Here is a 26,664-nt window from a genome sequence, read left to right on the forward strand (position 1 = left end):
GATAAAAAAATCTGCGAATCTGCGGTAAAAAAAGTTTATTTTCCAGTTTTTTAAAATAAATTTGCGCCCAATTACATACCAACACACAACAGAATGAAATTACTGCTACAATCTGCACTATCTGAAATCAATGCGGCAATAAAAATTACGGGATCGAAGAGTGAAACCAATCGTTTGTTATTGCTAAAAGCAATGTTTCCTAACATTACTTTAGCCAATACTTCCAATTCGGATGATAGCGAAGTAATGGGTGCTGCTTTAGCAACCAACAACCAACAACCAACAACCAGCAACCAAATAATTGATATTCACCATGCAGGAACAGCTATGCGTTTTCTTACGGCTTATTTTGCTGTAAATGCAGGTCGTGAAGTGGTGTTGACTGGTTCTAGCCGAATGCAAGAGCGTCCTATCAAAATTTTGGTAGAAGCGTTGGAACAATTAGGCGCTGTGATTACGTATGAAAAAGAAGTAGGTTATCCACCTATCCGAATCAAAGGACAAAAAATAACGGCTTCCAAGGTAAAATTAGCGGCCAATGTAAGCAGTCAATACATTTCGGCTTTATTGTTAGTCGCTTCCAAATTAGAGAATGGCTTAGAGTTGACATTGGAAGGAGAAATTACTTCTATTCCGTATATCAAAATGACTTTGGCTTTGCTTAATGATTTGAATATCCAGACTAGTTTTGAAGGAAACGTCATTACCGTTGCTCCAAAACCGGCAGTGGAAACTAAAGAAATGGTGGTAGAGTCCGATTGGAGTTCGGCTTCGTATTATTATAGTATTGCCGCCTTGGCAGATGTCGCTTCGATCACCATTTCAAGTTATAAAGAAAATAGCTTGCAAGGCGATTCGGCTTTGGTCAACTTATACAAAGCGATGGGAGTAGAGTCCAGTTTTAACGGAAACCAATTGACTTTAACCAAACAAGCTAATTTCAATTACCAAGACGTCACTTTTGATTTGAACAACACACCCGATATTGCACAAACTATTGTAGTAACCTGTTTGGGGTTAGGAATTGGTTGTCACTTAACGGGTTTACATACTTTGAAAATAAAAGAAACCGACCGTCTAGAAGCGCTCCGAATCGAATTGACCAAGTTAGGAGCGAATATTTCGGTAACTAATGATAGTTTGACTTTGGTGGCTACTAAAAAAATCAATCCTAATGTTGCCATTGCGACCTATAATGACCACCGAATGGCAATGGCATTTGCACCTTTGGCTTTGCGGGTGCCTATTTATATTGAAAATGCCGAAGTAGTCTCTAAATCGTATCCTGATTTTTGGGAAGATCTAAAAAGTTTGGGTTTTCAAATTTCTGAAATATAAACTTTTTGACTTAGTGTTTTTGCGGTAAAAAGTAAAATAAACACTAAAACACTTGACAACGCCTCTTTCACAGTTGTATATTTGCACCCTGATTTTAAATGGTTGTATAATTGACAAACATTTAGACTCTTAAACACCTAAACTTTTTTAAATGAAATTATCACATTTTAACTTCAATTTGCCAAAAGAACTTTTGGCGGAGTTTCCTGCAGAGAATAGAGATGAGTCTCGATTAATGGTTATTGATCGTAAAAAACAAACAATAGAGCATAAAATGTTCAAGGATGTTATCGATTATTTCGACGAGGGTGATGTAATGATTCTGAATAATACGAAAGTTTTTCCAGCTCGTTTGTACGGAAACAAAGAAAAAACAGGAGCCAGAATTGAAGTGTTTTTGTTGCGCGAATTGAATGCTGAACAACGCCTTTGGGACGTATTGGTTGACCCAGCTCGTAAAATTAGAATTGGGAACAAATTGTATTTTGGAGACGATGATTCTTTAGTAGCTGAGGTAATTGATAACACGACTTCTCGCGGAAGAACATTGCGTTTCCTTTATGATGGTTCGTACGAAGAATTTAGAAATAAATTGACTGAATTGGGTGAAACCCCAATCCCTAAATACATCAACAGAGAGGTTACCGAAGAAGATGCAGAGCGTTACCAAACTATCTATGCCAAAGAGGAAGGAGCTGTTGCTGCTCCTACGGCTGGTTTGCACTTCTCTAAACATTTATTGAAAAGATTGGAAATTAAAGGAATTAACTTTGCTGAGGTGACGCTTCACGTTGGTTTAGGAACTTTCAATCCAGTGGAAGTAGAAGATTTGTCAAAGCATAAAATGGATTCTGAAGAGTTAAAAATTACTCCTGAGGCTTGCGAAATTGTGAATAAAGCTAAACTAGGAAAAAAGCGAGTGTGCGCTGTAGGAACTACTTCTATGCGTGCTATCGAAAGTTCCGTTTCTTCGCAAAAAACACTAAATCCGTATGAAGGATGGACTAATAAATTCATTTTTCCTCCTCATGATTTCAGTATTGCTGATTGTATGATTACCAATTTCCATACACCAAAATCAACTTTGTTAATGATGATTTCAGCTTTCTGTGGTCACGATTTAATGAAACGCGCTTACGAAGAAGCCATCAAAGAAGAATACAAATTCTATTCGTATGGTGATGCGATGCTAATCCTATAATAGAAATTTTAAATAATAAGAAGAAATCTCGTCAGTCTTGGCGAGATTTTTTTATTTTGGGCGTGACCCAAGGGTCGGGCTATGCACTTCAAGTCCTCGCTTCATTCCGCTATCGCTCCATTTACTGTGGGCTTTTCGTTGCTATCCCTCACGCAAACGCAATACGATATTTAATTCGTGTCATTCGTGTTCAAATTTCATATTAGTTTGCTACTTTTACTTCATAAAATTAGTAAGAATGATATTTGAAAACAGCCTTGCTTTTGCACAACAACTCGATGCGCAGGACCCATTAAGTCACTATCAAAATGAATTTTCTTTTCCGCAAGTCAACGGAAAGAAAGTGATTTACTTTACGGGAAACTCGTTGGGACTCCAGCCTAAAAGAGCCAAAGCCTATGTAGATGAGGTAATGAACGATTGGGCCACATTAGCGGTTGAAGGTCATTTTTATGCCGAGAAACCTTGGTGGGATTACCACGAACGGTTTACAAATCCCTTGAGTAAGTTGGTTGGGGCTTTGCCAACAGAAGTTACCGTAATGAACACCTTGACGGTGAATCTACATTTGATGATGGTTTCATTTTATCAACCAACATCCAAACGATATAAAATTATTTGCGAAGAAAAAGCGTTTCCTTCAGATCAATACCTATTTCAAAGTCAAGTTCGTTTTCATGGATATGAACCCGAAGATGCTATTGTAGAGGTGAAGCGTCGCAAAGGCGAACACAACATTCGTTTAGAAGATGTTGTGGCAAAAATTAATGAAGTGGGAGCCGAGCTAGCTTTGGTCTTAATTGGCGGGGTCAATTATTATACCGGACAGGTTTTTGATATGAAAACCATTACCGAAGCAGGGCATAAAGTAGGGGCTTATGTTGGTTGGGATTTGGCGCATGCCGCTGGCAATATCGAATTGCAATTGCACGATTGGCAAGTAGATTTTGCTGCTTGGTGTAGTTATAAATACATGAATTCAGGACCTGGAAATGCTTCGGGTTGCTTTATTCACGAGAAACACCACACTAATTCGGAACTGCCACGTTTTGCGGGTTGGTGGGGACATAATAAAGAACGCCGTTTTAAAATGGAACCTCATTTTGACCCTGTTCAAGGGGCTGATGGTTGGCAAATTAGTAATTTACCAGTCTTGTCTTTAGCACCCTATCTAGCTTCAGTCGAATTGTTTGCCGAAGTAGGAATGGAGGCATTAATCAAAAAAAGAAATACAATCACCGCTTATTTAGAATTTGTTTTACACGAAATTGACCGAGAAGTGAAAGGTAATTTTGAAATTATTACCCCTTCCAATCCAAAGGAAAGAGGGTGCCAGCTTTCGGTTTTTCTGCATGGAGAAGGCCGAAGTTTGTTTGATTATCTAATGAAAAACGGAGTGATAATCGATTGGCGCGAACCCAATGTGATTCGTCTCGCCCCCGTTCCTTTATATACTTCTTTTGAAAATATCTATCGTTTTGGACAAATTTTAAAAAGCGGAATTTTAGAAAAATAAAATTCTTTAACTTAAAAAAATGATTTTGTAGGTTGGTCTTTTCGAGCATATTGAAAACGATCAACGAGTTTTGGCAAACAATAGCCATCTAAACCATTTACAGTAACTACTTTTCCTTTGTCTAGTTGTAACCAGCCGTCTTCGTGCTGTAATTCTTCGTCAAAAAATAAACGCTCAATAGATGCTATGATGTGAATGGTGTCGTTTTCTTGGATGTAATATTCATTTACATATTTGCAGTACAATTGTACAGGGCTTCCTTTTACAAAGGGAGTTGCGATACCTTTTTTGTATTCTTCTTTCAGATTGGTTTTGTCAAACTCAGAAACACCTAAGTCATAATTTGCCGAAGTATGATGTGCGTCTTCAATCATATCAACTGTTACATGATTGATACTGAAGTAGCCGGTTTCTTTTATATTCTTGTAGGTGTCTCTCGGAACGGTTGTTGGTCGCATAATAAATCCAATCAATGCTGGGTCACTCCCAAGGTGGGTTACACTACTAAAAATAGCCACATTAGATTGCCCGTCAATGGATTGAGTAGCAATTAAATTGGTCGATTTGTATCCTGTACACGAATTAATTAAATTCAATCGAGGCACTTTGTCCATTGCGATAATGGTTTCTTTTGAAATGTCTTTCATTGGATTGGTTTTAGACAAAGATACTTTTTGTTTAATTAAAAATCATATATTGTTAAACAAAATTGTAATAATTGAATTATAACTAAGTAGTAATTGTAGATTATTCCGTTATATTTGTTTATCAAATCCATTTACAGATGAAAATAGTTAAAAAAGTACTGGTTGTAATTGTTTCAATTTTGGCACTCCTAATTTTGGCATTGGTTGGCTATGCCTTTTATTCCAAGCCCAAATACGAAGGAGAACTACCGCTGAAAAACATTCAAAAAGAAACAACAGTTTACTTTGATGAATTTGGCGTGCCGCATATTTACGCCGAAAATACAACCGATGCTATGGAAGCCTTGGGTTATGTTCATGCTCAAGACCGCTTGTGGCAAATGGAGTTAATGCGCCGAATTGCACCGGGGCGCTTGTCTGAGATTTTTGGTTCGGTGGCGTTAAAAAATGATAAATTCTTTACCGGATTAGGAATTGAAGAAGCTTCGGCGAAGGCCATTGCTCAATTGGATAAAAACAGTCCGAGTTACCAATTGACGCAAGCTTATTTGGATGGCATCAATCAATACATAGCAGAAGGAAAAACGCCTATTGAATTTCAGTTACTCGGAATCCAAAAGCAAAAATTTGAGATAAAAGACGTGTACAATATTTTTGGCTACATGGCATTTAGTTTTGCTATGGCACAAAAATCAGATCCTTTGATGACGGATTTGCGGAATAAATACGGCATGGAGTATTTGAAAGATTTTGGTTTAGAAAGCGAATTTAATACCACTAAAATCAAAAATGCTAAGGAGAATGTTCAGGAATATTCTGCTATAGCTAAATCGGTCGCTTCTTTGTTAGATCAATCACCTATCCCACCATTCATTGGTAGTAACAGTTGGGTTATTGCCCCGCAAAAGACCAAAAATGGTAAAGTGATTTTTGCAAATGATCCACACATTGGCTTCTCACAACCTGGTACATGGTACGAAGCACATTTGGTAACGCCTGATTATGAAATGTATGGCTGTTATTTGGCAGGAACTCCTTTTCCGTTATTAGGTCATAATCATCAATATGCCTACGGATTGACGATGTTTGAAAATGACGATATTGATTTGTACCAAGAAGAAAATAGTGCGACAGATGTTACAAAATACAATACTCCTACAGGATTGAGTGCCTATGAAACAAGAACTAAAACAATTAAAGTTAAGGATACTTCGGATGTGGTGATAAACGTTAAAGTAAGTCGCCATGGACCTATTGTAAATGATTTGATTGATGGTTTACAAAAGGACAAACCCGTAGCCTTATCGTGGATTTATACCCAACAACCTATTTTAATTTTAGATGCAGTGTATGCTCTTTCGCATGCTAAGGATAAAGCCGATTTTCAAAAAGGGGTTCAATTGATCGCGGCACCTGGTTTGAACGTGATGTATGGTGATGCCAAAGGCAATGTAGCTTGGTGGGCCACCGGAAAATTATACAAACACAATGTGGGTGTGAATCCTAATTTTATTTTGGATGGAGCTAGCGGAAAAGACGATATTAAAGAATATTTGGATTTCTCCAAAAATCCTTCGGCAGTCAATCCGAGTTGGAATTATGTGTATTCGGCTAATAATCAACCCGAAGCGATTGACGGATTTTTATATCCAGGCTATTATTTACCAGAAGATAGAGCCAAGCGAATTGTTCAACTATTGGATTCAAAATCCAATTGGGATAAGGAATCAGCAAGTAAAATGATTTTTGATAATACATCATCAGTAGCACCATCGGTGGTTCAAAATTTAACGACTGCATTAGATAACAATGCTCTTTCTAAAACCGAAAAAGAAGCTCTTGTTGTGCTGAAAAATTGGAAAGGATCTAATAATCTAGCAGAGGTAGCACCAACAATTTATAACAAATGGATTTATCTGTATCTAAAAAACACCTTTCAAGACGAAATGGGTGAAGCAGGTTTTAAACAGTTTTTAAGCACCCATATTATGAAGCAAGTGGTAGCGAGACAAATCGTCAACACCCAATCACTTTGGTGGGACAATGTTACCACTAAAAATGAAAAAGAAACTCGAGAACAAATTATAACGAAGTCTTTTAAAGAAGCAATTGCTGCTTTGGAAGGTCAATTGGGGAAATCAATTACTGCTTGGACTTGGAACAAAGTACATACGGTAGAACACCAACATCCTTTAGGAAAAGTAAATGCATTGAAACCATTTTTTAATGTAGGCCCTTTTGAAGTTTCTGGTTCAATGGAAGTGATTAACAATTTGTTTTTTGATTTTACTGAAGACGGCAAGTATCTGGTAAAAGGAGGACCTTCAACTAGACGAATTATTGATTTTTCGGATATTGAAAATAGTTGGAGTATTCTGCCAACAGGTCAATCTGGAAATCCGATGAGTCCCCATTATAAAGATCAAGCCGAAATGTACAATACAGGAAAGTTCAGAAAAATGAAATTGAACAAAGCTGAAATTGTTAGAACTTCAACAAAATTGGTTTTTATTCCTAATAAAAAGTAAACGATACTAAAGAGGCTATTGCAATAAATGAGTAATTTTGCCTAACTTTTATAAAATAGTAATGCAAACTCCTCAGAATATTGCAATCGTTGGTTCCGGATTAGTAGGTTCGCTGTTAGCAATTTATTTGCGTAAAGCAGGTCATACCGTCCATATTTATGATAGAAGTCCGGATATTCGGCAAATTGAATTTTCAGGGCGTTCTATTAATTTAGCGATGTCCAATCGAGGTTGGAAAGCCTTAGATGGAGTAGGAGTGGGAGATGCTGTTCGTGAAATTGCCATTCCCATGGACAAGCGCGCGATTCATTTAGTAGATAAACTCAATTTTCAACCGTACGGACAAGAAGGAGAGGCTATTTATTCTATTTCAAGAGGTCTTTTGAATCGAAAAATGATTGATTTGGCGGAAGCCGCTGGAGCCGAATTCTTTTTTGAACAACGCATTTGGGATGTTACGCTTGCTGATGCCACTTTGCATATTGGCGAAACCGAACGCGGTGCTTGGGAAGAAAAAAAATACGATATGGTTTTTGGAGCGGATGGTGCTTTTTCTCGAATTCGCCATCGCATGCAACGCCAGAGTATGTTTGATTATTCACAAGAATTTTTAAAAATCGGCTACAAAGAATTAAATATTCCTGCCAATGCTGATGGGTCTCATAAATTAGATCCGAATTCTTTCCATATTTGGCCTCGTGGCGAATACATGTTGATTGCTTTGCCTAATTTAGACGGGAGCTTTACTTGTACTTTATTTATGCCTTTTGAGGGAGACAATTCTTTGGAAGAGTTGAAAGATATGAAGTTGGTAGAAGCGTTTTTTGCTAAAAACTTTCCTGATGCCATTGATGTTATCCCTAAGTTAGCGGATGATTTTTTTAAAAATCCTACTAGTACTTTGGTGACTATGAAATGTTTTCCATGGACGTTTGAAGATAAAATAGCCTTAATTGGAGATGCTAGTCATGCCATTGTGCCGTTTTATGGACAAGGAATGAATGCTGGGTTTGAAGATATAACAGTCTTGAACGAAATGATGCAGCAGTATGGAGACGACTGGAAAACCATTTTTTCAGAATATCAAAAATCAAGAAAGCCTAATGCAGACGCGATTGCCGAATTGTCCTATCGCAATTTCATGGAAATGAGTACTAAAACGGCTGATGAAAAATTCTTATTACAAAAGAAAATCGAAAAGGTGTTTTCAGACAAACATCCAAACTTATGGATTCCTTTATATAGTAGGGTAACGTTTAGTGACCGACCGTATACCGAAGCTCTAGCTATTGGCGATGCCCAAAATGCTATCATGGAAGAGGTTTTAAAAATGCCTAACATTGATAAAAATTGGGATTCGGAAGAAGTGGAGCATACAATATTGAAATTACTTCAATTAAAATAATCAAGCTTCTTCTCGGTGTACTTTATTAAAGTCAAATGCAGGAGTACAAATAGCTATATATTCACAAGGAGACTCAAACGGATTGTAATATTGAACTCTTGTGTTTTTCTCAATTTTAATGGATTGCCCAGCTTCTAATACTAGTACTTCGTCTTCAATAATGAATTGTTTCTTCCCACTAATGATATAGGTGTACTCTTCAAACTCTGGTGTTTGAAAAGGTTCGCTCCATCCTGCAGGAGCTATCATGTGTGCAATAGAGATGTCAGGATTATTAGTGCTTGCCAATCCATGATGTTCTTCAATAAGTTTGCCATCAGTTGTAGGAACAACAAACGGGCTTTTCTGTAAAGTGTATTTTTTCATAATGAACGATGTTAAATCTTATTTTTTAAAAATAAAGTAAACAGCTAATAGTAGAAAACAGAAGCCAATAGCATGATTCCATCTAAAGGTTTCGTTTTTGAAAAAGGCCAAACTAAAAAGTACAAACGTTACTAATGTAATTACTTCTTGAATAACCTTGAGCTGTAACAAAGAAAAAGGCCCTCCATTTCCTCTAAATCCAATTCGATTAGCAGGAACCTGAAAAAAATATTCAAATAGTGCTAATCCCCAACTAATAAATATAATGGAGAGTAGTCCTGCATTTTCAAACCATTTAAGTTCTTTAAACTTAAGATGCCCATACCAAGCTAATGTCATAAACATATTGGATAGAATCAAAAGACCAATAGTAAGTAAACCTTTCATAAATTAATTATTGAATTGCAAAAATAAGAATCTAACAATAATTAATATTTCACATTGTTGACGAATTTTAAGTAAATAGTCTTTAGTTTTATTACAACTAGTTGGTGTCAGTTGTACTAGAGTTTAAGATCAATGTAAAATCCTTAATTTCGGATCTATTGAGTCCTGATAGTAGGTTTTTGAGAGGAACTACATCGTTTTTTATGAAAAAAATAAAAATTTTATATCTAAATTTTTTTTCTTCTTTTATTGATAAATTATTTTAATATTTAGGGCTTGAGTGAGTTTTTTGTAGTAAACAATCGTTTTCGTTGTGTATTTTTTATTAAATAAAAAAAAAACAAAAAGAAACGCAATTGGTTTGACTAAAATTAACACCAATTAAATCAAAAAAAGTTTTTTTATTTAAACTAAAAATATAAATTTGCTCCACTACAAGTTTATTTAAACACAAAAAATTAAATTATTTAAAACTATTAAAATTTAAAAAAATGGCAAACGTTAAAAAAGAAAATGGACCAAAAGGTGGAGGAGCAATTTCAGGAATTATCATCGGAGCATGTATCTTCGTAGGATGGATTATTTGGAATTTTATTATGGGTAATGGAGCAAACTTCGAAGGTGGAGTTAATACAGGACACCCACTACCAGGAAACTATTTAGCAATGGTATACAAAGGAGGTCCTATCGTTCCAGTATTATTAGGGTGTTTATTAATGGTTATCGTATTTTCATTTGAGCGTTTCGCTGTAATTTCTAAGGCAGCAGGAAAAGGTAACTTAGATGCTTTTATGAAAAATGTACAAGCAAGTATTACTAAAGGAGATATTGATGGAGCTATTGCTTCTTGTGACAAACAACAAGGATCTGTTGCAAATGCAATCAAATCAGCTTTATTGAAATACCAAGATGTAAAAGCAGAAGGATTAGATAGCGAAGCTGCTGCTGAAACTATTCATAAAGAAATTGAAGAAGCTACTTCATTAGAAATGCCAATGTTAGAGAAGCACATGACTATCCTTTCTACATTAGTATCTTTAGGTACATTAGCTGGTTTGTTAGGAACAGTAACAGGGATGATTAAAGCGTTTGGTGCGTTAGCTTCTGCTGGAACTCCAGACCAAGCTGCTTTGGCAAATGGTATCTCTGAAGCGTTGATTAACACCGCTACAGGTATTTCTACTTCTGCATTAGCAATTATTACTTACAATTTGTTTACTTCTAAAATTGATACTTTGACGTATTCAATTGATGAGGCTGGTAATACAATTGTAAACACTTACAGACACTTCAGAAGTTCAAAAAAATAATTAATTAATTAATTCTAATGAGTTTTTAATGTAAAAAGCAACTCATTAAATTATAATACAAATAAAGTAATGGCTGTAAAAATGTCCAAAAAAGCTGCGTCTATTGATATGACCGCTATGTGTGATGTTGCCTTTCTATTGCTTACGTTCTTTATTTTGACTGCTACAGCCAAGATTCCAGAACCTTTGCCAGTAGACACACCAGCATCAACAGTTCAAACTAAATTGCCAGACACTGATTTAGCTACTATTACCGTAGGAAAAGGAAAAGTTTTCTTTGATTTAAAAGGTAGAGAAGTTAGAAAAAGGACTTTAGAATTAATGGGTCAAAAATACGGAGTTGAATTTACAGAAGATGAAGCTGCTAAATTTGCTTTAATGGAAGGATTTGGAGTGCCAATCGCTAATCTTAAGCAAATCATTGCAATGACTAGTTCGGAAAGAGGTAAATCCAATCAACCAGGAATCCCTAAAGATTCTTTAGATAATCAGTTGTCTCAGTGGATTCAAAATGCTCGAATAGCAAATATTGAAATTGACGATAAAGAATTGCAGATTGCAATCAAAGGCGATGCAAGAGAAGAGTATCCATCTATTAAAAAAGTGATGGATATCTTACAAGATCAAAAAATCAATAGCTTTAATTTAGTTACTGGTTTAAGAGCAAAAGACAAATAATATTTAAAAGATACTAAAATGGCTGAATTAAATACCGGCGACGGTGGTGGTAAAAAAGGCGATGGTAAGGTAAGAAGTAAAAAATCCAATGCGAAAGTTGATTTGACAGCGATGGTGGATTTGGCATTCTTATTGATAACATTCTTTATGCTTACGACTACCTTGTCAAAACCTCAATCGATGAGTTTGGGGTTGCCAGATAAAGAAGATAAACCAGATCCAAAGAATCAGGTTAAAGTAGATGAAAATCGTACTATGACGATTCTTCTTGGAGATAACGATAAGTTGGTTCGTTATGTAGGTTTGTTAGCGACTCCTGTTGCTGGAGGAGCTCCTAAAGACTTCTCTTACGGTAAAGAAGGGATTCGCAAAGAATTAATTGCAAGAAAGAAATTAGTTCTTGAATATACAGGAAATAAAGACAAAGGGATGATTGTAATAATCAAACCGAGTAAAAAGTCAAATTATAGAAACTTAGTTGATATATTAGATGAAATGGCAATTGTTGATGTTCCTACATATGCAATTGTTAATGATTATACTCCTGAGGAAACAAAATTGTTAGAAAGTAAATAAGAACTTCTTGTTGCTCAATAACCTAATAATTATATAAAATGAAATTAGATATATTTACAAACCAATGGCTTGATATCGTATTCGAGGGTCGAAATAAGGCTTATGGGGCTTATGATCTTAGAAAAAAAGAATACTAAGACCACTGTTAAGGCATTAATTATTGGAGCGATTGTATTTTCGTTTGCAGTTGCAGCTCCATTAATTATGAGCTTATTGCCAGATTCTTCAAGTGATGATGAAGGATTGGATACAAAAATTGTAACCATGAAATTACCTCCTAAGAAAGAACAGCCTAAAAAAGATCTTCCGCCACCTCCACCACCTCCACCAAAAGTGGATCAAGTTAAATTTGTTAAGCCTGTAGTGGCTAAAGCTGAAGAGGTTACCGAAGAACCACCAAAAATTACTGAAATCAAAGATAAGAAACTAGGTAATGAAACTATCAAAGGAGATCCTGATGCTGAATTGACTGTTGAACCAGTTGGTAATGGTACTGCTGCAGTTGTAGAAGAAGTAGATAATACTATTTATAATACTGCAGGTATCGAAGTGAAACCAGATTTTCCTGGTGGAATGGAAAAATTCTACAAGTTTGTAGGGAATAATTACCAAACTCCTGAAGAAGAAGGATTGAAAGGGAAAGTATATGTTACTTTCGTAGTAGAGAAAGACGGATCTTTGACCGATATTAAAGTAATTAGAGATATTGGTTACGGAACAGGTAAAGAAGCAATACGTGTTTTAAACAAATGTCCAAAATGGACTCCTGGAGAGCAAAATGGTAAAAAAGTAAGAGTGTTATATTCTCTTCCAATTACTATCCAATCTGCAGAATAATGTTTAAAAACTTTGTTACTAGTTTTCAGAAGAAATCGCTCAAAGGGCGATTTCTTCTCGTTATAGGAATTTTGTTTTTAGTATCCTATTTAGTTTTAGGATTATTGGTTATCTTTATGAAGCATTTTCCTTTGCAAATGCAATACAATTATAGAATCGCTTTTGGCGTACTGCTAATCGTTTATTCTCTTTTTAGATTCGTAAGGATAATTAATGATAACAATGATTAAATTATGAGAAATTCTGTAAATTTTTCGGGTCTTATTATTTTGTTTTTATTTTTTACTTCATGTAATAAATCCAATCAAAATAATCAAGAAACTATTTTGAAAGGGAATGCAACGCTTTTGGTTGACGAAACATTGCAGCCTATAATGGAAGACCAAATAGAGGTTTTTGAAAGTAGGTATGAAGCTAAAATTAAATTGGATGCTAAATCTGAGAATGAAGTAATTCAAGCTTTGGCTAAAGATACTTCAAGTATAGCTGTTCTTTCAAGAAAGCTTAATGAAGTAGAAATGAAGATTTTTGAATCTAGAAAGATTATTCCAAAGGTTACCCCTATAGCTATTGATGCAATTGCTTTTATAACTAATGCGGGTACTAAAGATACCTTAATTGCTTTGAGTGATGTTTTGGATTTTATGAAAGGGAAATCAGTAGGGAATATCAAAGGTTTGGTTTTTGACAATCCTAACTCAAGTACAGTTCGCTATATGAATAATTTAGCAGGCTTGTCAGCAATTCCAGAAAAAGGTGTATTTTCTTTTGGAACAAACAATGAAGTTATTAAATTTGTTTCCGATAATCAAGGAATGATTGGTGTAGTTGGTATGAATTGGCTTTCACAGCCTACACCAGCAATGCAACGCTATGTTGACAAAGTGAACATTTTGAGCGTTAAAGGATTGAAAGATTCGAACTATTATGCACCAGATCAAAATACAATAGCTGAAGGAAAATATCCTTTGGCACGCGATTTGTTTATTGTAAATTGTCAAGGCTATTCAGGATTAGGAATGGGATTTGCCTCTTTTGTGGCTGGAGATATTGGTCAACGAATTATTTTAAAATCAGGATTGCTACCCGTTAAAGTACCTCCTAGAAAATTAGTTATCAGAAAAGAGATTACCAACGATAAGAATTAAATAAATTATAATTATAAAGATGAATAAATTTAAAATTTTTGGATTAGTACTTTTGACTTCCGTTTCGGTAAGTCAAGCCCAAGATATTAATCAAGCAAAAAAGGCTATTGATGCAGAAAAATACGAAGAGGCAAAATCTATTTTGAAATCAATTTTACAAGCAAAACCTTCGAATGGCATGGCTTCTTTTATCTTAGGAAATGTGTATTTAACTCAAAGCATAAAAGATTCGGCGAGGATTTCTTACGAAAAAGGGTTGACAGCTTCTGAATCTGCTCGATTTAATCATATTGGTTTAGGGCAAATAGATTTGGATAATAATGACATTCCATTCCATCTGCCACAGCTAAGTTTGCTTTGGCTACCAAAGATATGCGTAAAAAAGATTTTGAAGAATATGTATATATCGCTAGGGCTTATATGAATACTTCAAAACCAGATTACAAAAGTGCGATTGCTGTTTTAAATCGTGCACTTGTGAACAATCCTCAAGATGCTCAAGTACTTTTAGCTTTAGGTGATGCTTATTATGGAGAAAGTAACCAAAATGAAGCATATAAAGCTTACAGAGATGCATTTTCAGCTGATAATACTTTGTTAAGAGCTAAAATGCAATTGGGTGTTTTGTTAAAAGGAGCTAAATCATATGATGAAGCTTCAAAAGCGTATAATGAGGTGATTGCCATCAATCCTAATTACGGACCAGTATACAGAGAGTTAGCTGAAACTTATTATAAAATAGCTAGGAATAAACCTTCTAAAGCTGCTGAAAACTACAAAATAGCCATTGATTATTATCAAAAATACATGGATTTAACTGATTATTCGATTCATTCAAGAATGCGTCGTGCTGATTTTATGATTTTGGTAAAAGATTATAGAACGCTAGAGGAAGAAGCTAATAAAATGATCCAGTTGGATAAGGTGAATCCAAGAATCTATCGTTATTTAGGATATGCAGCATATGAAAACGGCAATACAGATAAAGCAATTCAGTCTTTAGAAACGTTTACATCGAATACGTCTAATAAAATTATTGCAAAAGACTTTCAAGTATTAGGATTAGCCAAAATTAAAAAAGGAACTAGTGCTGATGGGCTTTCTATTGACCCAGTTGCTTTTGATGCAGGTTTGACTGCTATCAAAAAATCGATTGAGATGGAACCATTAGCAGCGGAAGATTTAAATGAGGTAGGAAAAAAATTCTTTTCACAAAAGTTATTTAAAGAAGCAGCTGCAATTTTTGAATTAGGTACAACAAATCAGGAGTCTAAAAATTATCTAGATGATAATTTGTATTTTGGGTTGTCGTTGTACTATGCAAATAGTAAAAAAGATGTTAAGCCAGATGCTGTAGCACTTCAGAAAGCAGATGCTGCTTTTGATAAAGTATTGGTGGCATCTCCAGGTTACTATGAGGCATTTTTATTTAAAGCAAGAACAAATAGTTTGATAGATAATGATGCAAATACAATTAAGTATTATGAAGCTTATGTAGCTGCAGTAACTGCAAAAGGAGCTGATGAAGTTGCAAAACCAGCTGTTGTTAAAAAAATCGCTGAAAGTTACAACACTATTGGAGCTACTTACGCTAATACAGATAAAGTAAAAGCAGTAGAGTATTTCAACAAGACATTAGCTATTGATCCAACTAATGCTTACGCATTAAGTTCAATCAAACAATTGAAATAAATAAACTATTTATATTTTAAAAAACCGACAATTAGTTGTCGGTTTTTTTATGCTCAATTTTAAGGAAAAAGAAGATAGGAAATGAATTTTCTAATTGACTATCTTTGCAACTTCAAAAGAAATAGATGTTATCAAAAGAAATACAATTAGAAGTTAATAAAGGAGCCATGTTGCCTTTGATGGAAGAATTTTATACCATTCAAGGCGAAGGGTCACATACAGGAACGGCGGCTTATTTTATAAGAATAGGCGGTTGTGATGTAGGTTGTCATTGGTGCGATGTAAAAGAAAGTTGGAATGCAGAGTTACATCCTCCAACCCATGTGGATTTAATTGTAGCCAATGCCACCAAATATGCTGATACAGTTGTAGTAACCGGAGGAGAGCCACTTACTTGGGATATGACTTTGTTAACCCAAAAATTAAAGGATAACAATGTAAAAGTTCATATAGAAACCTCAGGAGCCTATCCTTTGTCAGGAACTTGGGATTGGATTTGTCTTTCGCCGAAAAAATATAAATTACCCACTCAAACCGTATATGATAATGCAGATGAGTTAAAGGTCATTATTTATAACAAACACGACTTTATTTTTGCTGAAGAGCAAGCCGAAAAAGTAAACAAAAATGCCATTCTTTTTTTGCAACCCGAATGGAGTAAAAGAGAAGAAATGACACCAATGATTGTTGATTATGTAATGAACAATCCAAAATGGCGTGTGTCTTTACAAACGCATAAATATTTGAATATCCCTTAGAAAAATTACCAACCTTTTCGTTTTTTTAACTCGGTAATATGAGCTAAATGATGCAATCCATGCCAAGCATAGGTTCCAATAATTTCTTTGATTTGGAACGAAGCATTATGCTCGGGATGGATAAATGATTTGTTTAAATCCGATTCGGACAAACTACTCATTAAATACGATAAGCGAAAATGCAATCCTTCTAACAAAGCTAGCGTTGGTTCAATAGGCATATTTAAATTGTCTTCCATTTCACCCCAGCGGTCTTCATAATAGAATTTTATGGTAGGATTGTTTTCGGTTAACGCCCATTTAATTCGGATGAAACAATTCATATGACTATCGGCGCAATGGTGAATTACTTGACGTATCGTCCAGCCGCCGTCTCTATAAGGGGTGTCTAATTGTTCGTTAGTAAGTTGCGATACTTCCTTTTTCAACAATGCGGGGAATTGAGCAATTTCTTGAATACGTTCTGATAGATATTCTTTGGTATAAACTTCGGGAGCTGTATATTTTCCAATAGGGTAACGTAATTTGTCTTCCATCTCTGCTAAGTGTTGATATGTTAAACAGTAAGTTGTGCTAAATAATCAAAATGATCTCCTTCCATTATGAGTTGGCATTGTAGTCCATTGGCTAAAGCCGCATTTTGAAGTGTATTGTAATCTAGGTATAGCCAAGGAAATGAGTCTTCAGTTTCGTTTTTGTATTGAAGATTAAACGTTAACTCGCCATAGTAGTTGTCGCTCGGAATCCACTTACCTCCATCTTCGTCTTCGTCAAACATGTAGATAATATCAGAAGAATCAATTAATATTTGTCCGTTTGGATGGAGTAAGCTTTTCAATTTTTGAAGATAAATAGTTGTTTTTTTTAAGGTTTGAAAGACCCCTGTGCCATTCATCAATAACAGAATCGTGTCGTATTTTTCGTTTTCCAAATTCAAGACATCAATGGCTTGTGTGTTTTTCAATCCGCGAAGGGAACAGGCCTGAATAGCGTTTTTAGAAATATCAATAGAATGAACATCTATATTTCGTTCGTTTTGCAAATACAATCCGTGACTTCCTGCCCCGCATCCCACATCTAAAGTGCTGCCTTTGGCTAATTGTAATGCTTTTTGTTCGATAGCGGGCATTTCATCAAAGCTTCGAAATAAGTACGCGACTTCCATTTCATCTTCTTCCGAAATAGAAGTCGATGTAATGATGTTTTCAGGTGAAGAATTGGTTTGATAATCGAGTATTGCTTTTCCGAAAAGGTCTTTCATAATGTCATTGCGAGGAACGAAGCAATCTTTCCTCTTTTTTTAGTTTATAGTTTCAAGTTGTTTAACTTTGCGTTAGAAATTCAATATGATGTTAAAGCCAAATTTAAATGAACTCGGGAAACTTGCCAAAGATAAGCATATCGAAAACAAAAAGTATTTTGATAAGCTGAAAAAGAAAGCACCTAAAAATTTAGATTATGCGATGCAAGAATTGCACGATGCCGAATTTAAAAGAACAGATTGTTTGACTTGTGCGAATTGCTGTAAAACGACTGGCCCTTTGTTTACTTCGGCAGATATTGAACGTATCGCTAAACATCTCAGGCAAAAATCACAACAATTCATTGAAATGTATCTTCGTATTGACGAGGACAATGATTATGTGTTGCAATCAGTACCTTGTACGTTTTTGGATCATGACAATACTTGCTTTATTTATGATGTTCGTCCAAAAGCGTGTCGGGAATTTCCACATACTGACCGAAAAAAATTTCAGCAAATTACTAATTTGACATTAAAGAACATTCCCATTTGTCCTGCAGTCTATAATATTATAGAAGAAATGAAAAAGAAATTACCACTTTAGTACAGTAAATATTTTTTTCGAATTTCTTTAAATTGATCTAGACCTGTTTTCCAACTTTTTTTGATTTTTCGTTCAGAAAAGCCTTCTTCAATTTGACGCTGTAAAGTGTTTGTTCCTGCTAATTTGGTGAAAAAAGGAATAAAAAATTTTGTCTTATCTTCTGTAGTGTTGTAGGCTTTGATAAGCCATTTCAATTCAATTTGGTTTACCGGTTCAATAGTAGATAAATCTTCTCCGTAGCAAATAGCGCCTTTATGCATCGGTTCTTTTGCTCCCAAATTGGGTTCAGGAGTAAAACTAAATCCAGTATTGGGTAAAAAGGGGGAGCCATAAATTTGAAATTGTTTGTCTGTACCCCTTCCTACACTAACATTGGTGCCTTCAAAGAAACACAAACTCGCATACAAGTTAATGGCTTGGTCATTAGGGAGATTTGGAGAAGGTCTTTCTGAAAAATGGTACGAGGCATTTCGATCATAATGAACACAAGGAATCACGTTCAAATTACATTGCACTTCGTCTTTGAGCCATTTTTCGCCATTAATCATTTGGGCATATTCGCCAATAGTCATTCCATAAAGTACCGGTACGGGGTGCATACCTACAAAACTGCTGAATTCTTTTTCTAAGACAGGCCCGTCAATAATGAATCCATTTGGATTAGGGCGGTCTAAAACCAATAGCGGAATGTTATTTTCAGCGCAAGCTTCCATAACATAATGAAGACTAGAAATATAGGTGTAAAATCGCGCACCTACATCTTGAATGTCAAATATCAAAATGTCAATTCCTTCTAATTGTTCTGGTTTCGGTTTTTTATTAGAGCCATAAAGTGAAATAATGGACAATCCCGTTTTAGCATCTTTTCCATCAATGATGAGTTCGCCAGCATCTGCAGTACCACGAAAGCCGTGCTCTGGCGCAAAGATTTTTTGGACATTGATTTGATTGGCAACCAAAAAATCCACCAAATGAGTTCCGTTAGTTAAAATTCCGGTTTGGTTGCTTATTACTCCTACTTTTTTATCTTTTAAAAGAGGGAGGTAGCTTTCGAAGTTGTCAGCACCCGTTTTGAAATCTGTCGGTTGGCTAGGTCGAATATGGCTCTGAATTCCAGTGACGGTTTTGTGTGGAGTGGTATTTTTTGTTGGAAGAGTTTTATGTATTGAGCAAGAAACAATGAAAAAAAGAAGACCAATTAAAGAGGAGTGTTTTTTAAAAGAGACTATCATTGTCAAAATAAATAAAGTTAAAGTCAATTAGTGTAATTCGTGTTTTAGCTGTATTTTTGGCTCAAGTAAATACCGAATCAACTTGAATTTAGAATATTTCATCGCCAAAAGATTGATTACTGCTAAAGATTATAAAAGTAGTATTTCTGCGCCAATAATAAAAATTGCTATCGCAGCTATTGCTATTGGAATGGTAATGATGATTGTTTCGGTAGCGACAGGAATTGGCTTACAACAAAAAATTAGAGAAAAAGTATCGGCTTTCAATGGTCATATCATTATTTCAAATTATGATAATAACCAATCGGAGGCAACATTAACTCCTATTTCTAAAAATCAAAAGTTTTACCCTAAGTTCAATTCGGTTTCCGGAATTAGCCATATTCAAGCCGTTGCCACCAAAGCAGGAATAATTCGAACAGAAAAAGCTTTTGAGGGAATTATTTTTAAAGGAGTTGGAGCCGATTATCAATGGAGTAATATTAAAGAGTATTTGATAGCGGGACGTTTGCCTAATTTGTCAGGCCAACTCAATCCAGAGGTTGTGATTTCTCAATTCTTAGCTGACAGATTGCAATTAAAAGTAGGAGATGCTTTCAATACTTTTTTTATCAAAGAAAATCAAAACCAACTTCCTAACATTCGACGATTTAAAATTACAGGAATCTTTAACTCAGGATTTCAAGAATTTGATGCTACTTATATAATAGGTGACATTCGACATATTCAACGAATCAATAAGTGGACTCCAAACGAAATCGGTGCATTTGAGATTTTTGTACAAGATTTCAACCAAATTCAAACAGTTGGAGAAGAGGTGTATCAGCAAACGCCATCTAATTTGGATTCCAAAACCATAATCGAAAAATACAGTTATATATTTGATTGGTTGCAATTATTCGATTTTAATATTATTGTCATTCTTGGAGTGATGATAGTAGTAGCTACTATAAATATGGTAGTGGCTTTGCTCGTTCTTATTTTAGAACGTACACAAATGATAGGAATTTTAAAAGCACTTGGTGCAAACAACTGGTCTGTGCGAAAAATATTCTTGTACAATGCCTTTTATTTAATTCTTCGAGGGCTCTTTTGGGGCAATTGCATCGGAATTGGAGTGGTGCTTATTCAAAAATACTTTGGTGTCGTTCAGCTCAATCCTGAAAATTACTACGTCAACCAAGCTCCGGTTTATTTTAATTTAGGATATATTGTAGCGTTAAACCTACTTACAGTGGGAGTATGTTTCTTGGTTTTATTAATTCCTTCCTACATTATTACCAAAATTTCTCCCATCAAAGCCATTCGTTACGAGTAATTTTTATGGCGTTTCCCTCCGGGTCGGGCTATTTGCTACAAGTCCTCGCTGTTTCGCGATGCTTCACATGCTGTGGGCTTTTCGCTACTATCCCTAACGCGGGTTGAACTTCAATAACAATAGCAATTTCAAACTTCAAAGTTCAACATTCGTTGTTCATTAATTTAAACCTGTATCTTCATTTTCCTTAATCTCTTAATGGTTCAAAAACTTATATTCCCTTATATTCCTTATATGGTTCAATAACAATATCAATTTCAAACTTCAATCTTCTAATTTTGTTGCTAAAACAATAGATAATTCACCGTTTATAATACCCAATTGGAAAAAACTTTATGATTTACAAAACGGGTAATCAGCGAGTTAAGAAAAAGAAAAAAAATAAGGTTAAAAAAATCTTGGAAAAGCGGAATTAGGTTGTACTTTTGCACCCGCAATACCGGCGAGGTTCTTAATTAATTATTGAAAGGCAAGGTAATGAAGATAAAAGAAATTTTACTTTAAAAAATTTGCTAGAGATAAAAAAGTAATTATCTTTGCCCTCCCGAAAAGGGGACAAGTTCTTGAATGTATTGAATGAGTAAAACGAAAGTAAATTTTCTTTAAAAAAACTTTTGAATATACTTGTGAGATAAAAAAGAAGTTGTACTTTTGCACCCGCTTTGAGAGATAAGCGAATAAAAAAGAAGATACGTTCCTAGACATATTGAATTGACAGCCGTTTTGAGATTAATTTCAAAACACAATAAAGAGTAATAGATTCGAGAGATTCTAAAAAATGCTAGATAGTCGTTAATTATAATATAAATAATATACGATGAAGAGTTTGATCCTGGCTCAGGATGAACGCTAGCGGCAGGCTTAACACATGCAAGTCGAGGGGTATAGTTCTTCGGAACTAGAGACCGGCGCACGGGTGCGTAACGCGTATGCAATCTACCTTTTACAGGGGGATAGCCCAGAGAAATTTGGATTAATACCCCATAGTATGTTAAAGTGGCATCATTTTAACATTAAAGTTCCAACGGTAAAAGATGAGCATGCGTCCCATTAGCTAGATGGTAAGGTAACGGCTTACCATGGCGACGATGGGTAGGGGTCCTGAGAGGGAGATCCCCCACACTGGTACTGAGACACGGACCAGACTCCTACGGGAGGCAGCAGTGAGGAATATTGGACAATGGGCGCAAGCCTGATCCAGCCATGCCGCGTGCAGGAAGACGGTCCTATGGATTGTAAACTGCTTTTGTACAGGAAGAAACACTCCCTCGTGAGGGAGCTTGACGGTACTGTAAGAATAAGGATCGGCTAACTCCGTGCCAGCAGCCGCGGTAATACGGAGGATCCAAGCGTTATCCGGAATCATTGGGTTTAAAGGGTCCGTAGGCGGCTTTATAAGTCAGTGGTGAAAGCCCATCGCTCAACGATGGAACGGCCATTGATACTGTAGAGCTTGAATTATTAGGAAGTAACTAGAATATGTAGTGTAGCGGTGAAATGCTTAGAGATTACATGGAATACCAATTGCGAAGGCAGGTTACTACTAATGGATTGACGCTGATGGACGAAAGCGTGGGGAGCGAACAGGATTAGATACCCTGGTAGTCCACGCCGTAAACGATGGATACTAGCTGTTGGGGGCAACTTCAGTGGCTAAGCGAAAGTGATAAGTATCCCACCTGGGGAGTACGTTCGCAAGAATGAAACTCAAAGGAATTGACGGGGGCCCGCACAAGCGGTGGAGCATGTGGTTTAATTCGATGATACGCGAGGAACCTTACCAAGGCTTAAATGTAGATTGACAGATTTGGAAACAGATTTTTCTTCGGACAATTTACAAGGTGCTGCATGGTTGTCGTCAGCTCGTGCCGTGAGGTGTCAGGTTAAGTCCTATAACGAGCGCAACCCCTGTTGTTAGTTGCCAGCGAGTGATGTCGGGAACTCTAACAAGACTGCCAGTGTAAACTGTGAGGAAGGTGGGGATGACGTCAAATCATCACGGCCCTTACGCCTTGGGCTACACACGTGCTACAATGGCCGGTACAGAGAGCAGCCACTACGCGAGTAGGAGCGAATCTATAAAGCCGGTCACAGTTCGGATCGGAGTCTGCAACTCGACTCCGTGAAGCTGGAATCGCTAGTAATCGGATATCAGCCATGATCCGGTGAATACGTTCCCGGGCCTTGTACACACCGCCCGTCAAGCCATGGAAGCTGGGGGTGCCTGAAGTCGGTGACCGCAAGGAGCTGCCTAGGGTAAAACTAGTAACTAGGGCTAAGTCGTAACAAGGTAGCCGTACCGGAAGGTGCGGCTGGAACACCTCCTTTCTAGAGCTTAATTGTTAGTTGCTTAGGCAACACGATTAAGAAAAAAACGTACTATTTAGAGTTAAGAATAGTTTGATAATATTACTCTTGCTGTTGGTTCAAATAATACAATTAAGAACAAAACAGAGTCTCGTAGCTCAGCTGGTTAGAGTACTACACTGATAATGTAGGGGTCGGCAGTTCGAGTCTGCCCGGGACTACTTTTTTAGACTTAAGGAAATTTTAGAGGTTGAGTAACCGTTTGAAGTACTGTTAACTGATAACTGTTAACTGCCAACTAAAAGACGGGGGATTAGCTCAGCTGGCTAGAGCGCCTGCCTTGCACGCAGGAGGTCATCGGTTCGACTCCGATATTCTCCACTATTCTGGTGAATAGTAAAGAGTAAATAGTAATTAGCCTTGTGCTAATCACTAATTACTAGTAACTAATTACTAAGAAAAAAGTTCATTGACATATTGAGATAAGAAAATAATAAAGTAGAAAACATTTTTACTTGTTTATCATTAGGCAAGTAAAAGAAACGGCCTATTTTAATTAATAGGTTGGTACAATAAGCAAAATAAGGGCGTATGGGGGATGCCTAGGCTCTCAGAGGCGAAGAAAGGCGTGATAAGCTGCGAAAAGTTACGGGGATTGGCACACACGAATTGATCCGTAAATACCTGAATGGGGCAACCCACTATGTTGAAGACATAGTACACCGATAGGTGGGCAAACCCGCTGAACTGAAACATCTAAGTAGGCGGAGGAGAAGAAAACAAAAGTGATTCCGTAAGTAGTGGCGAGCGAACGCGGATTAGCCCAAACCAGAGTTGTTACGGCAATTTTGGGGTTGTAGGACCACGACATTTCTTGCACAAGGAACTAGAATCTACTGGAAAGTAGGACCCTAGAGAGTGATAGTCTCGTATAGGTAACAAGTGTAAAGGATAGTGGTATCCTGAGTAGGGCGGGGCACGTGAAACCCTGTCTGAATTTGGCGGGACCATCCGCTAAGGCTAAATACTCCTGAGAGACCGATAGTGAACCAGTACCGTGAGGGAAAGGTGAAAAGAACCGTGAATAACGGAGTGAAATAGATCCTGAAACCATACGCTTACAAGCGGTCGGAGCCCTTTCGTGGGGTGACGGCGTGCCTTTTGCATAATGAGCCTACGAGTTAACGTTGCTGGCAAGGATAAGTGGTTAAGCCATGGATCCGTAGCGAAAGCGAGTCTGAATAGGGCGCTTTAGTCAGTAGTGTTAGACGCGAAACCGTGTGATCTACCCATGGGCAGGTTGAAGCTGTGGTAACACACAGTGGAGGACCGAACCGGTTGACGTTGAAAAGTCTTCGGATGACCTGTGGGTAGGGGTGAAAGGCCAATCAAACTCGGAAATAGCTCGTACTCCCCGAAATGCATTTAGGTGCAGCGCTGGATTTAAGTTATATAGAGGTAGAGCTACTGATTGGATGCGGGGGCTTCACCGCCTACCAATTCCTGACAAACTCCGAATGCTATATAATGTTTACCAGCAGTGAGGGCTTGGGTGCTAAGGTCCAAGTCCGAGAGGGAAAGAACCCAGACCATCAGCTAAGGTCCCCAAATGTATGCTAAGTTGAAAGAACGAGGTTTGTCTGCCCAGACAGCTAGGATGTTGGCTTGGAAGCAGCCATTCATTTAAAGAGTGCGTAACAGCTCACTAGTCGAGCGGACGAGCATGGATAATAATCGGGCATAAGCATACTACCGAAGCTATGGATTTGTATTATATACAAGTGGTAGGGGAGCATTCCAGCAGGGTTGAAGGTGTATCGTAAGGTATGCTGGACTGGCTGGAAAAGAAAATGTAGGCATAAGTAACGATAAGCGGTGCGAGAAACACCGCCACCGAAAGACTAAGGTTTCCACAGCTATGCTAATCAGCTGTGGGTTAGTCGGGACCTAAGGCGAACCCGAAAGGGACAGTCGATGGCCAACGGGTTAATATTCCCGTACTACTTATTACTGTGATGGGGTGACGGAGTGATGAAAGCGTCGCGAACTGACGGAATAGTTCGTTGAAGTACCTACCTATAAGAAGCGCAGGCAAATCCACGCTTTTTGGGGAAATACGATAGTACTCGGAGACTTCGGTCAAAGAGATAGTACGCCTAAGGGCTTCCAAGAAAAACCTCTAAACTTCAGGTAATAAGTACCCGTACCGTAAACCGACACAGGTAGTCGAGGAGAGAATCCTAAGGTGCTCGAGAGATTCATGGCTAAGGAATTAGGCAAAATAGACCTGTAACTTCGGGAGAAAGGTCGCCAGCGCAAGCTGGCCGCAGTGAAGAGGTCCAGGCGACTGTTTATCAAAAACACAGGGCTCTGCAAAATCGTAAGATGAAGTATAGGGCCTGACACCTGCCCGGTGCTGGAAGGTTAAGAGGAGATGTTATCCTTGCGAGAAGCATTGAATTGAAGCCCCAGTAAACGGCGGCCGTAACTATAACGGTCCTAAGGTAGCGAAATTCCTTGTCGGGTAAGTTCCGACCTGCACGAATGGTGTAACGATCTGGACACTGTCTCAGCCATGAGCTCGGTGAAATTGTAGTAACGGTGAAGATGCCGTTTACCCGCAGTGGGACGAAAAGACCCTGTGCACCTTTACTATAGCTTAGTATTGACCTTGGATAAATGATGTGTAGGATAGGTTGGAGACTGTGAAGTGGCGTCGCCAGGCGTTGTGGAGTCATTGTTGAAATACAACCCTTTGTTTATCTGAGGCCTAACCCCGCTTAAGCGGGGGACATTGCTTGGTGGGTAGTTTGACTGGGGTGGTCGCCTCCAAAAGAGTAACGGAGGCTTCTAAAGGTTCCCTCAGTACGCTTGGTAACCGTGCGTAGAGTGCAATGGCATAAGGGAGCTTGACTGAGAGACATACAGGTCGATCAGGTACGAAAGTAGAGCATAGTGATCCGGTGGTTCCGCATGGAAGGGCCATCGCTCAAAGGATAAAAGGTACGCCGGGATAACAGGCTGATCTCCCCCAAGAGCTCATATCGACGGGGGGGTTTGGCACCTCGATGTCGGCTCGTCACATCCTGGGGCTGGAGAAGGTCCCAAGGGTTGGGCTGTTCGCCCATTAAAGTGGCACGCGAGCTGGGTTCAGAACGTCGTGAGACAGTTCGGTCTCTATCTACTGTGGGCGTTAGAAATTTGAGTGGATCTGATTCTAGTACGAGAGGACCGAATTGGACAAACCTCTAGTGTATCTGTTGTCCCGCCAGGGGCACTGCAGAGTAGCTACGTTTGGAAGGGATAAGCGCTGAAAGCATATAAGCGCGAAACCCACCACAAGATGAGATTTCTTTTAAGGGTCGTGGAAGATGACCACGTTGATAGGCTATAGATGTAAAGGCAGTAATGTCATAGTCGAGTAGTACTAATAACCCGTAAGCTTATGTACGCTTTTCCTGCCCCGCAAGGGGCAGAGAGAAACTTTCTTAATTTTTTTCTTTATCTCAGTATGTTAAGATATTTGCAGCGAAGCTGCAGTTGATAGTTGATGGTTGGTAGTTGATGGCAACA

General features: G+C 37.4%; 20 protein-coding genes, 2 tRNA genes, 2 rRNA genes and 1 pseudogene. 19 read left to right on the forward strand and 6 right to left on the reverse strand.

What is annotated here, in order from left to right:
* Nucleotides 1-93: 93 nt before the first annotated feature.
* The 3 genes from aroA (at nucleotide 94) to kynU (ending at nucleotide 4,055) form a co-directional block, all read left to right on the forward strand.
* Complete coding sequence (gene aroA / locus MG292_RS04980) at nucleotides 94-1,338, forward strand: 3-phosphoshikimate 1-carboxyvinyltransferase (RefSeq protein ID WP_264533807.1); 1,245 nt, start codon at nucleotides 94-96, stop codon at nucleotides 1,336-1,338.
* A gap of 151 nt (nucleotides 1,339-1,489) precedes the next feature.
* Nucleotides 1,490-2,539 (forward strand): tRNA preQ1(34) S-adenosylmethionine ribosyltransferase-isomerase QueA, encoded by a 1,050-nt coding sequence (queA, locus tag MG292_RS04985; RefSeq protein ID WP_264533806.1) that lies wholly within the window; start codon nucleotides 1,490-1,492, stop codon nucleotides 2,537-2,539.
* Nucleotides 2,540-2,777: 238 nt separating this feature from the next.
* A complete protein-coding gene (kynU, locus tag MG292_RS04990) occupies nucleotides 2,778-4,055 on the forward strand; it encodes a kynureninase (RefSeq protein ID WP_264533805.1) in 1,278 nt (425 codons plus the stop codon).
* Between the two features lie 11 nt (nucleotides 4,056-4,066).
* Here kynU and MG292_RS04995 read toward each other — a convergent pair whose 3' ends face one another.
* Nucleotides 4,067-4,702, reverse strand: a complete 636-nt coding sequence (locus MG292_RS04995) for a flavin reductase family protein (RefSeq protein ID WP_264533804.1) — start codon at nucleotides 4,700-4,702, stop codon at nucleotides 4,067-4,069.
* 137 nt (nucleotides 4,703-4,839) lie between these two features.
* Between MG292_RS04995 and MG292_RS05000 the strand changes: the two genes are divergently transcribed.
* Entirely contained in the window at nucleotides 4,840-7,230 is a 2,391-nt protein-coding gene (locus tag MG292_RS05000; RefSeq protein ID WP_264533803.1) for a penicillin acylase family protein, read from the forward strand.
* Nucleotides 7,231-7,291: 61 nt separating this feature from the next.
* Nucleotides 7,292-8,635: an FAD-dependent oxidoreductase gene (locus MG292_RS05005; RefSeq protein WP_264533802.1), complete on the forward strand. Its 1,344-nt coding sequence runs from the start codon at nucleotides 7,292-7,294 to the stop codon at nucleotides 8,633-8,635.
* Here MG292_RS05005 and MG292_RS05010 read toward each other — a convergent pair whose 3' ends face one another.
* Both MG292_RS05010 and MG292_RS05015 read right to left on the reverse strand, forming a co-directional pair.
* Nucleotides 8,636-9,001: a cupin domain-containing protein gene (locus MG292_RS05010; protein WP_264533801.1), complete on the reverse strand. Its 366-nt coding sequence runs from the start codon at nucleotides 8,999-9,001 to the stop codon at nucleotides 8,636-8,638.
* A gap of 18 nt (nucleotides 9,002-9,019) precedes the next feature.
* Nucleotides 9,020-9,388 (reverse strand): DMT family protein, encoded by a 369-nt coding sequence (locus tag MG292_RS05015; RefSeq protein WP_264533800.1) that lies wholly within the window; start codon nucleotides 9,386-9,388, stop codon nucleotides 9,020-9,022.
* A 491-nt stretch (nucleotides 9,389-9,879) separates the two neighbouring features.
* On the opposite strand from MG292_RS05015, the gene MG292_RS05020 reads away from it, so the two are divergent.
* The 8 genes and pseudogenes from MG292_RS05020 to MG292_RS05055 all read left to right on the forward strand — a co-directional run bounded on the left by MG292_RS05020 (nucleotide 9,880) and on the right by MG292_RS05055 (nucleotide 16,387).
* Nucleotides 9,880-10,698: a MotA/TolQ/ExbB proton channel family protein gene (locus MG292_RS05020; protein WP_264533799.1), complete on the forward strand. Its 819-nt coding sequence runs from the start codon at nucleotides 9,880-9,882 to the stop codon at nucleotides 10,696-10,698.
* A gap of 81 nt (nucleotides 10,699-10,779) precedes the next feature.
* Nucleotides 10,780-11,376: an ExbD/TolR family protein gene (locus MG292_RS05025; protein WP_264533798.1), complete on the forward strand. Its 597-nt coding sequence runs from the start codon at nucleotides 10,780-10,782 to the stop codon at nucleotides 11,374-11,376.
* A gap of 18 nt (nucleotides 11,377-11,394) precedes the next feature.
* Complete coding sequence (locus tag MG292_RS05030; protein ID WP_264533797.1) at nucleotides 11,395-11,952, forward strand: ExbD/TolR family protein; 558 nt, start codon at nucleotides 11,395-11,397, stop codon at nucleotides 11,950-11,952.
* 38 nt (nucleotides 11,953-11,990) lie between these two features.
* Nucleotides 11,991-12,789, forward strand: a pseudogene (locus tag MG292_RS05035) (energy transducer TonB).
* 233 nt (nucleotides 12,790-13,022) lie between these two features.
* Nucleotides 13,023-13,937, forward strand: coding sequence for a PstS family phosphate ABC transporter substrate-binding protein (locus MG292_RS05045; RefSeq protein ID WP_264533794.1), 915 nt, complete (start codon nucleotides 13,023-13,025; stop codon nucleotides 13,935-13,937).
* 19 nt (nucleotides 13,938-13,956) lie between these two features.
* The gene (locus tag MG292_RS11305) at nucleotides 13,957-14,361 is read left to right on the forward strand and encodes a tetratricopeptide repeat protein (protein WP_342032617.1); all 405 of its coding nucleotides are present in this window, start codon (nucleotides 13,957-13,959) and stop codon (nucleotides 14,359-14,361) included.
* A complete protein-coding gene (locus tag MG292_RS05050) occupies nucleotides 14,310-15,629 on the forward strand; it encodes a tetratricopeptide repeat protein (protein WP_342032618.1) in 1,320 nt (439 codons plus the stop codon). Before MG292_RS11305 ends, MG292_RS05050 begins: the two co-directional genes overlap by 52 nt.
* A 125-nt stretch (nucleotides 15,630-15,754) precedes the next feature.
* On the forward strand, nucleotides 15,755-16,387 hold the full coding sequence (locus tag MG292_RS05055) for a 7-carboxy-7-deazaguanine synthase QueE (protein WP_264533792.1): 633 nt from the start codon (nucleotides 15,755-15,757) through the stop codon (nucleotides 16,385-16,387).
* 5 nt (nucleotides 16,388-16,392) lie between these two features.
* On the opposite strand, the gene MG292_RS05060 is transcribed toward MG292_RS05055, so the two are convergent.
* Nucleotides 16,393-16,923, reverse strand: coding sequence for a YfiT family bacillithiol transferase (locus MG292_RS05060; RefSeq protein ID WP_264533791.1), 531 nt, complete (start codon nucleotides 16,921-16,923; stop codon nucleotides 16,393-16,395).
* Nucleotides 16,924-16,943: 20 nt separating this feature from the next.
* A complete protein-coding gene (locus MG292_RS05065; RefSeq protein ID WP_264533790.1) occupies nucleotides 16,944-17,648 on the reverse strand; it encodes a class I SAM-dependent methyltransferase in 705 nt (234 codons plus the stop codon).
* An 88-nt stretch (nucleotides 17,649-17,736) separates the two neighbouring features.
* Here MG292_RS05065 and MG292_RS05070 point away from each other — a divergent pair, with 88 nt between their 5' ends.
* Nucleotides 17,737-18,234 (forward strand): YkgJ family cysteine cluster protein, encoded by a 498-nt coding sequence (locus MG292_RS05070; protein WP_264534559.1) that lies wholly within the window; start codon nucleotides 17,737-17,739, stop codon nucleotides 18,232-18,234.
* Here the strand turns inward: MG292_RS05070 and MG292_RS05075 are convergent.
* Complete coding sequence (locus tag MG292_RS05075) at nucleotides 18,231-19,466, reverse strand: exo-beta-N-acetylmuramidase NamZ family protein (protein WP_264533789.1); 1,236 nt, start codon at nucleotides 19,464-19,466, stop codon at nucleotides 18,231-18,233. The two genes, MG292_RS05070 and MG292_RS05075, sit on opposite strands and share 4 nt — an antisense overlap.
* An 82-nt stretch (nucleotides 19,467-19,548) precedes the next feature.
* On the opposite strand from MG292_RS05075, the gene MG292_RS05080 reads away from it, so the two are divergent.
* From MG292_RS05080 to MG292_RS05100, 5 genes are all read left to right on the forward strand, one after another.
* Nucleotides 19,549-20,784, forward strand: a complete 1,236-nt coding sequence (locus MG292_RS05080; protein ID WP_264533788.1) for an ABC transporter permease — start codon at nucleotides 19,549-19,551, stop codon at nucleotides 20,782-20,784.
* A gap of 814 nt (nucleotides 20,785-21,598) precedes the next feature.
* Nucleotides 21,599-23,112 (forward strand): 16S ribosomal RNA (locus tag MG292_RS05085).
* A 126-nt stretch (nucleotides 23,113-23,238) separates the two neighbouring features.
* Nucleotides 23,239-23,312 (forward strand) — tRNA-Ile (locus MG292_RS05090).
* Nucleotides 23,313-23,398: 86 nt separating this feature from the next.
* Nucleotides 23,399-23,472 (forward strand) — tRNA-Ala (locus MG292_RS05095).
* A 189-nt stretch (nucleotides 23,473-23,661) separates the two neighbouring features.
* Nucleotides 23,662-26,542: ribosomal RNA gene (locus MG292_RS05100) — 23S ribosomal RNA — on the forward strand.
* Together the 16S and 23S rRNA genes with 2 tRNA genes alongside form the textbook arrangement of a ribosomal RNA operon.
* The last annotated feature ends 122 nt before the right edge of the window (nucleotides 26,543-26,664 follow it).

Origin of the sequence: Flavobacterium keumense (assembly GCF_029866485.1) — a bacterium.
Lineage (GTDB): Bacteria > Bacteroidota > Bacteroidia > Flavobacteriales > Flavobacteriaceae > Flavobacterium > Flavobacterium keumense.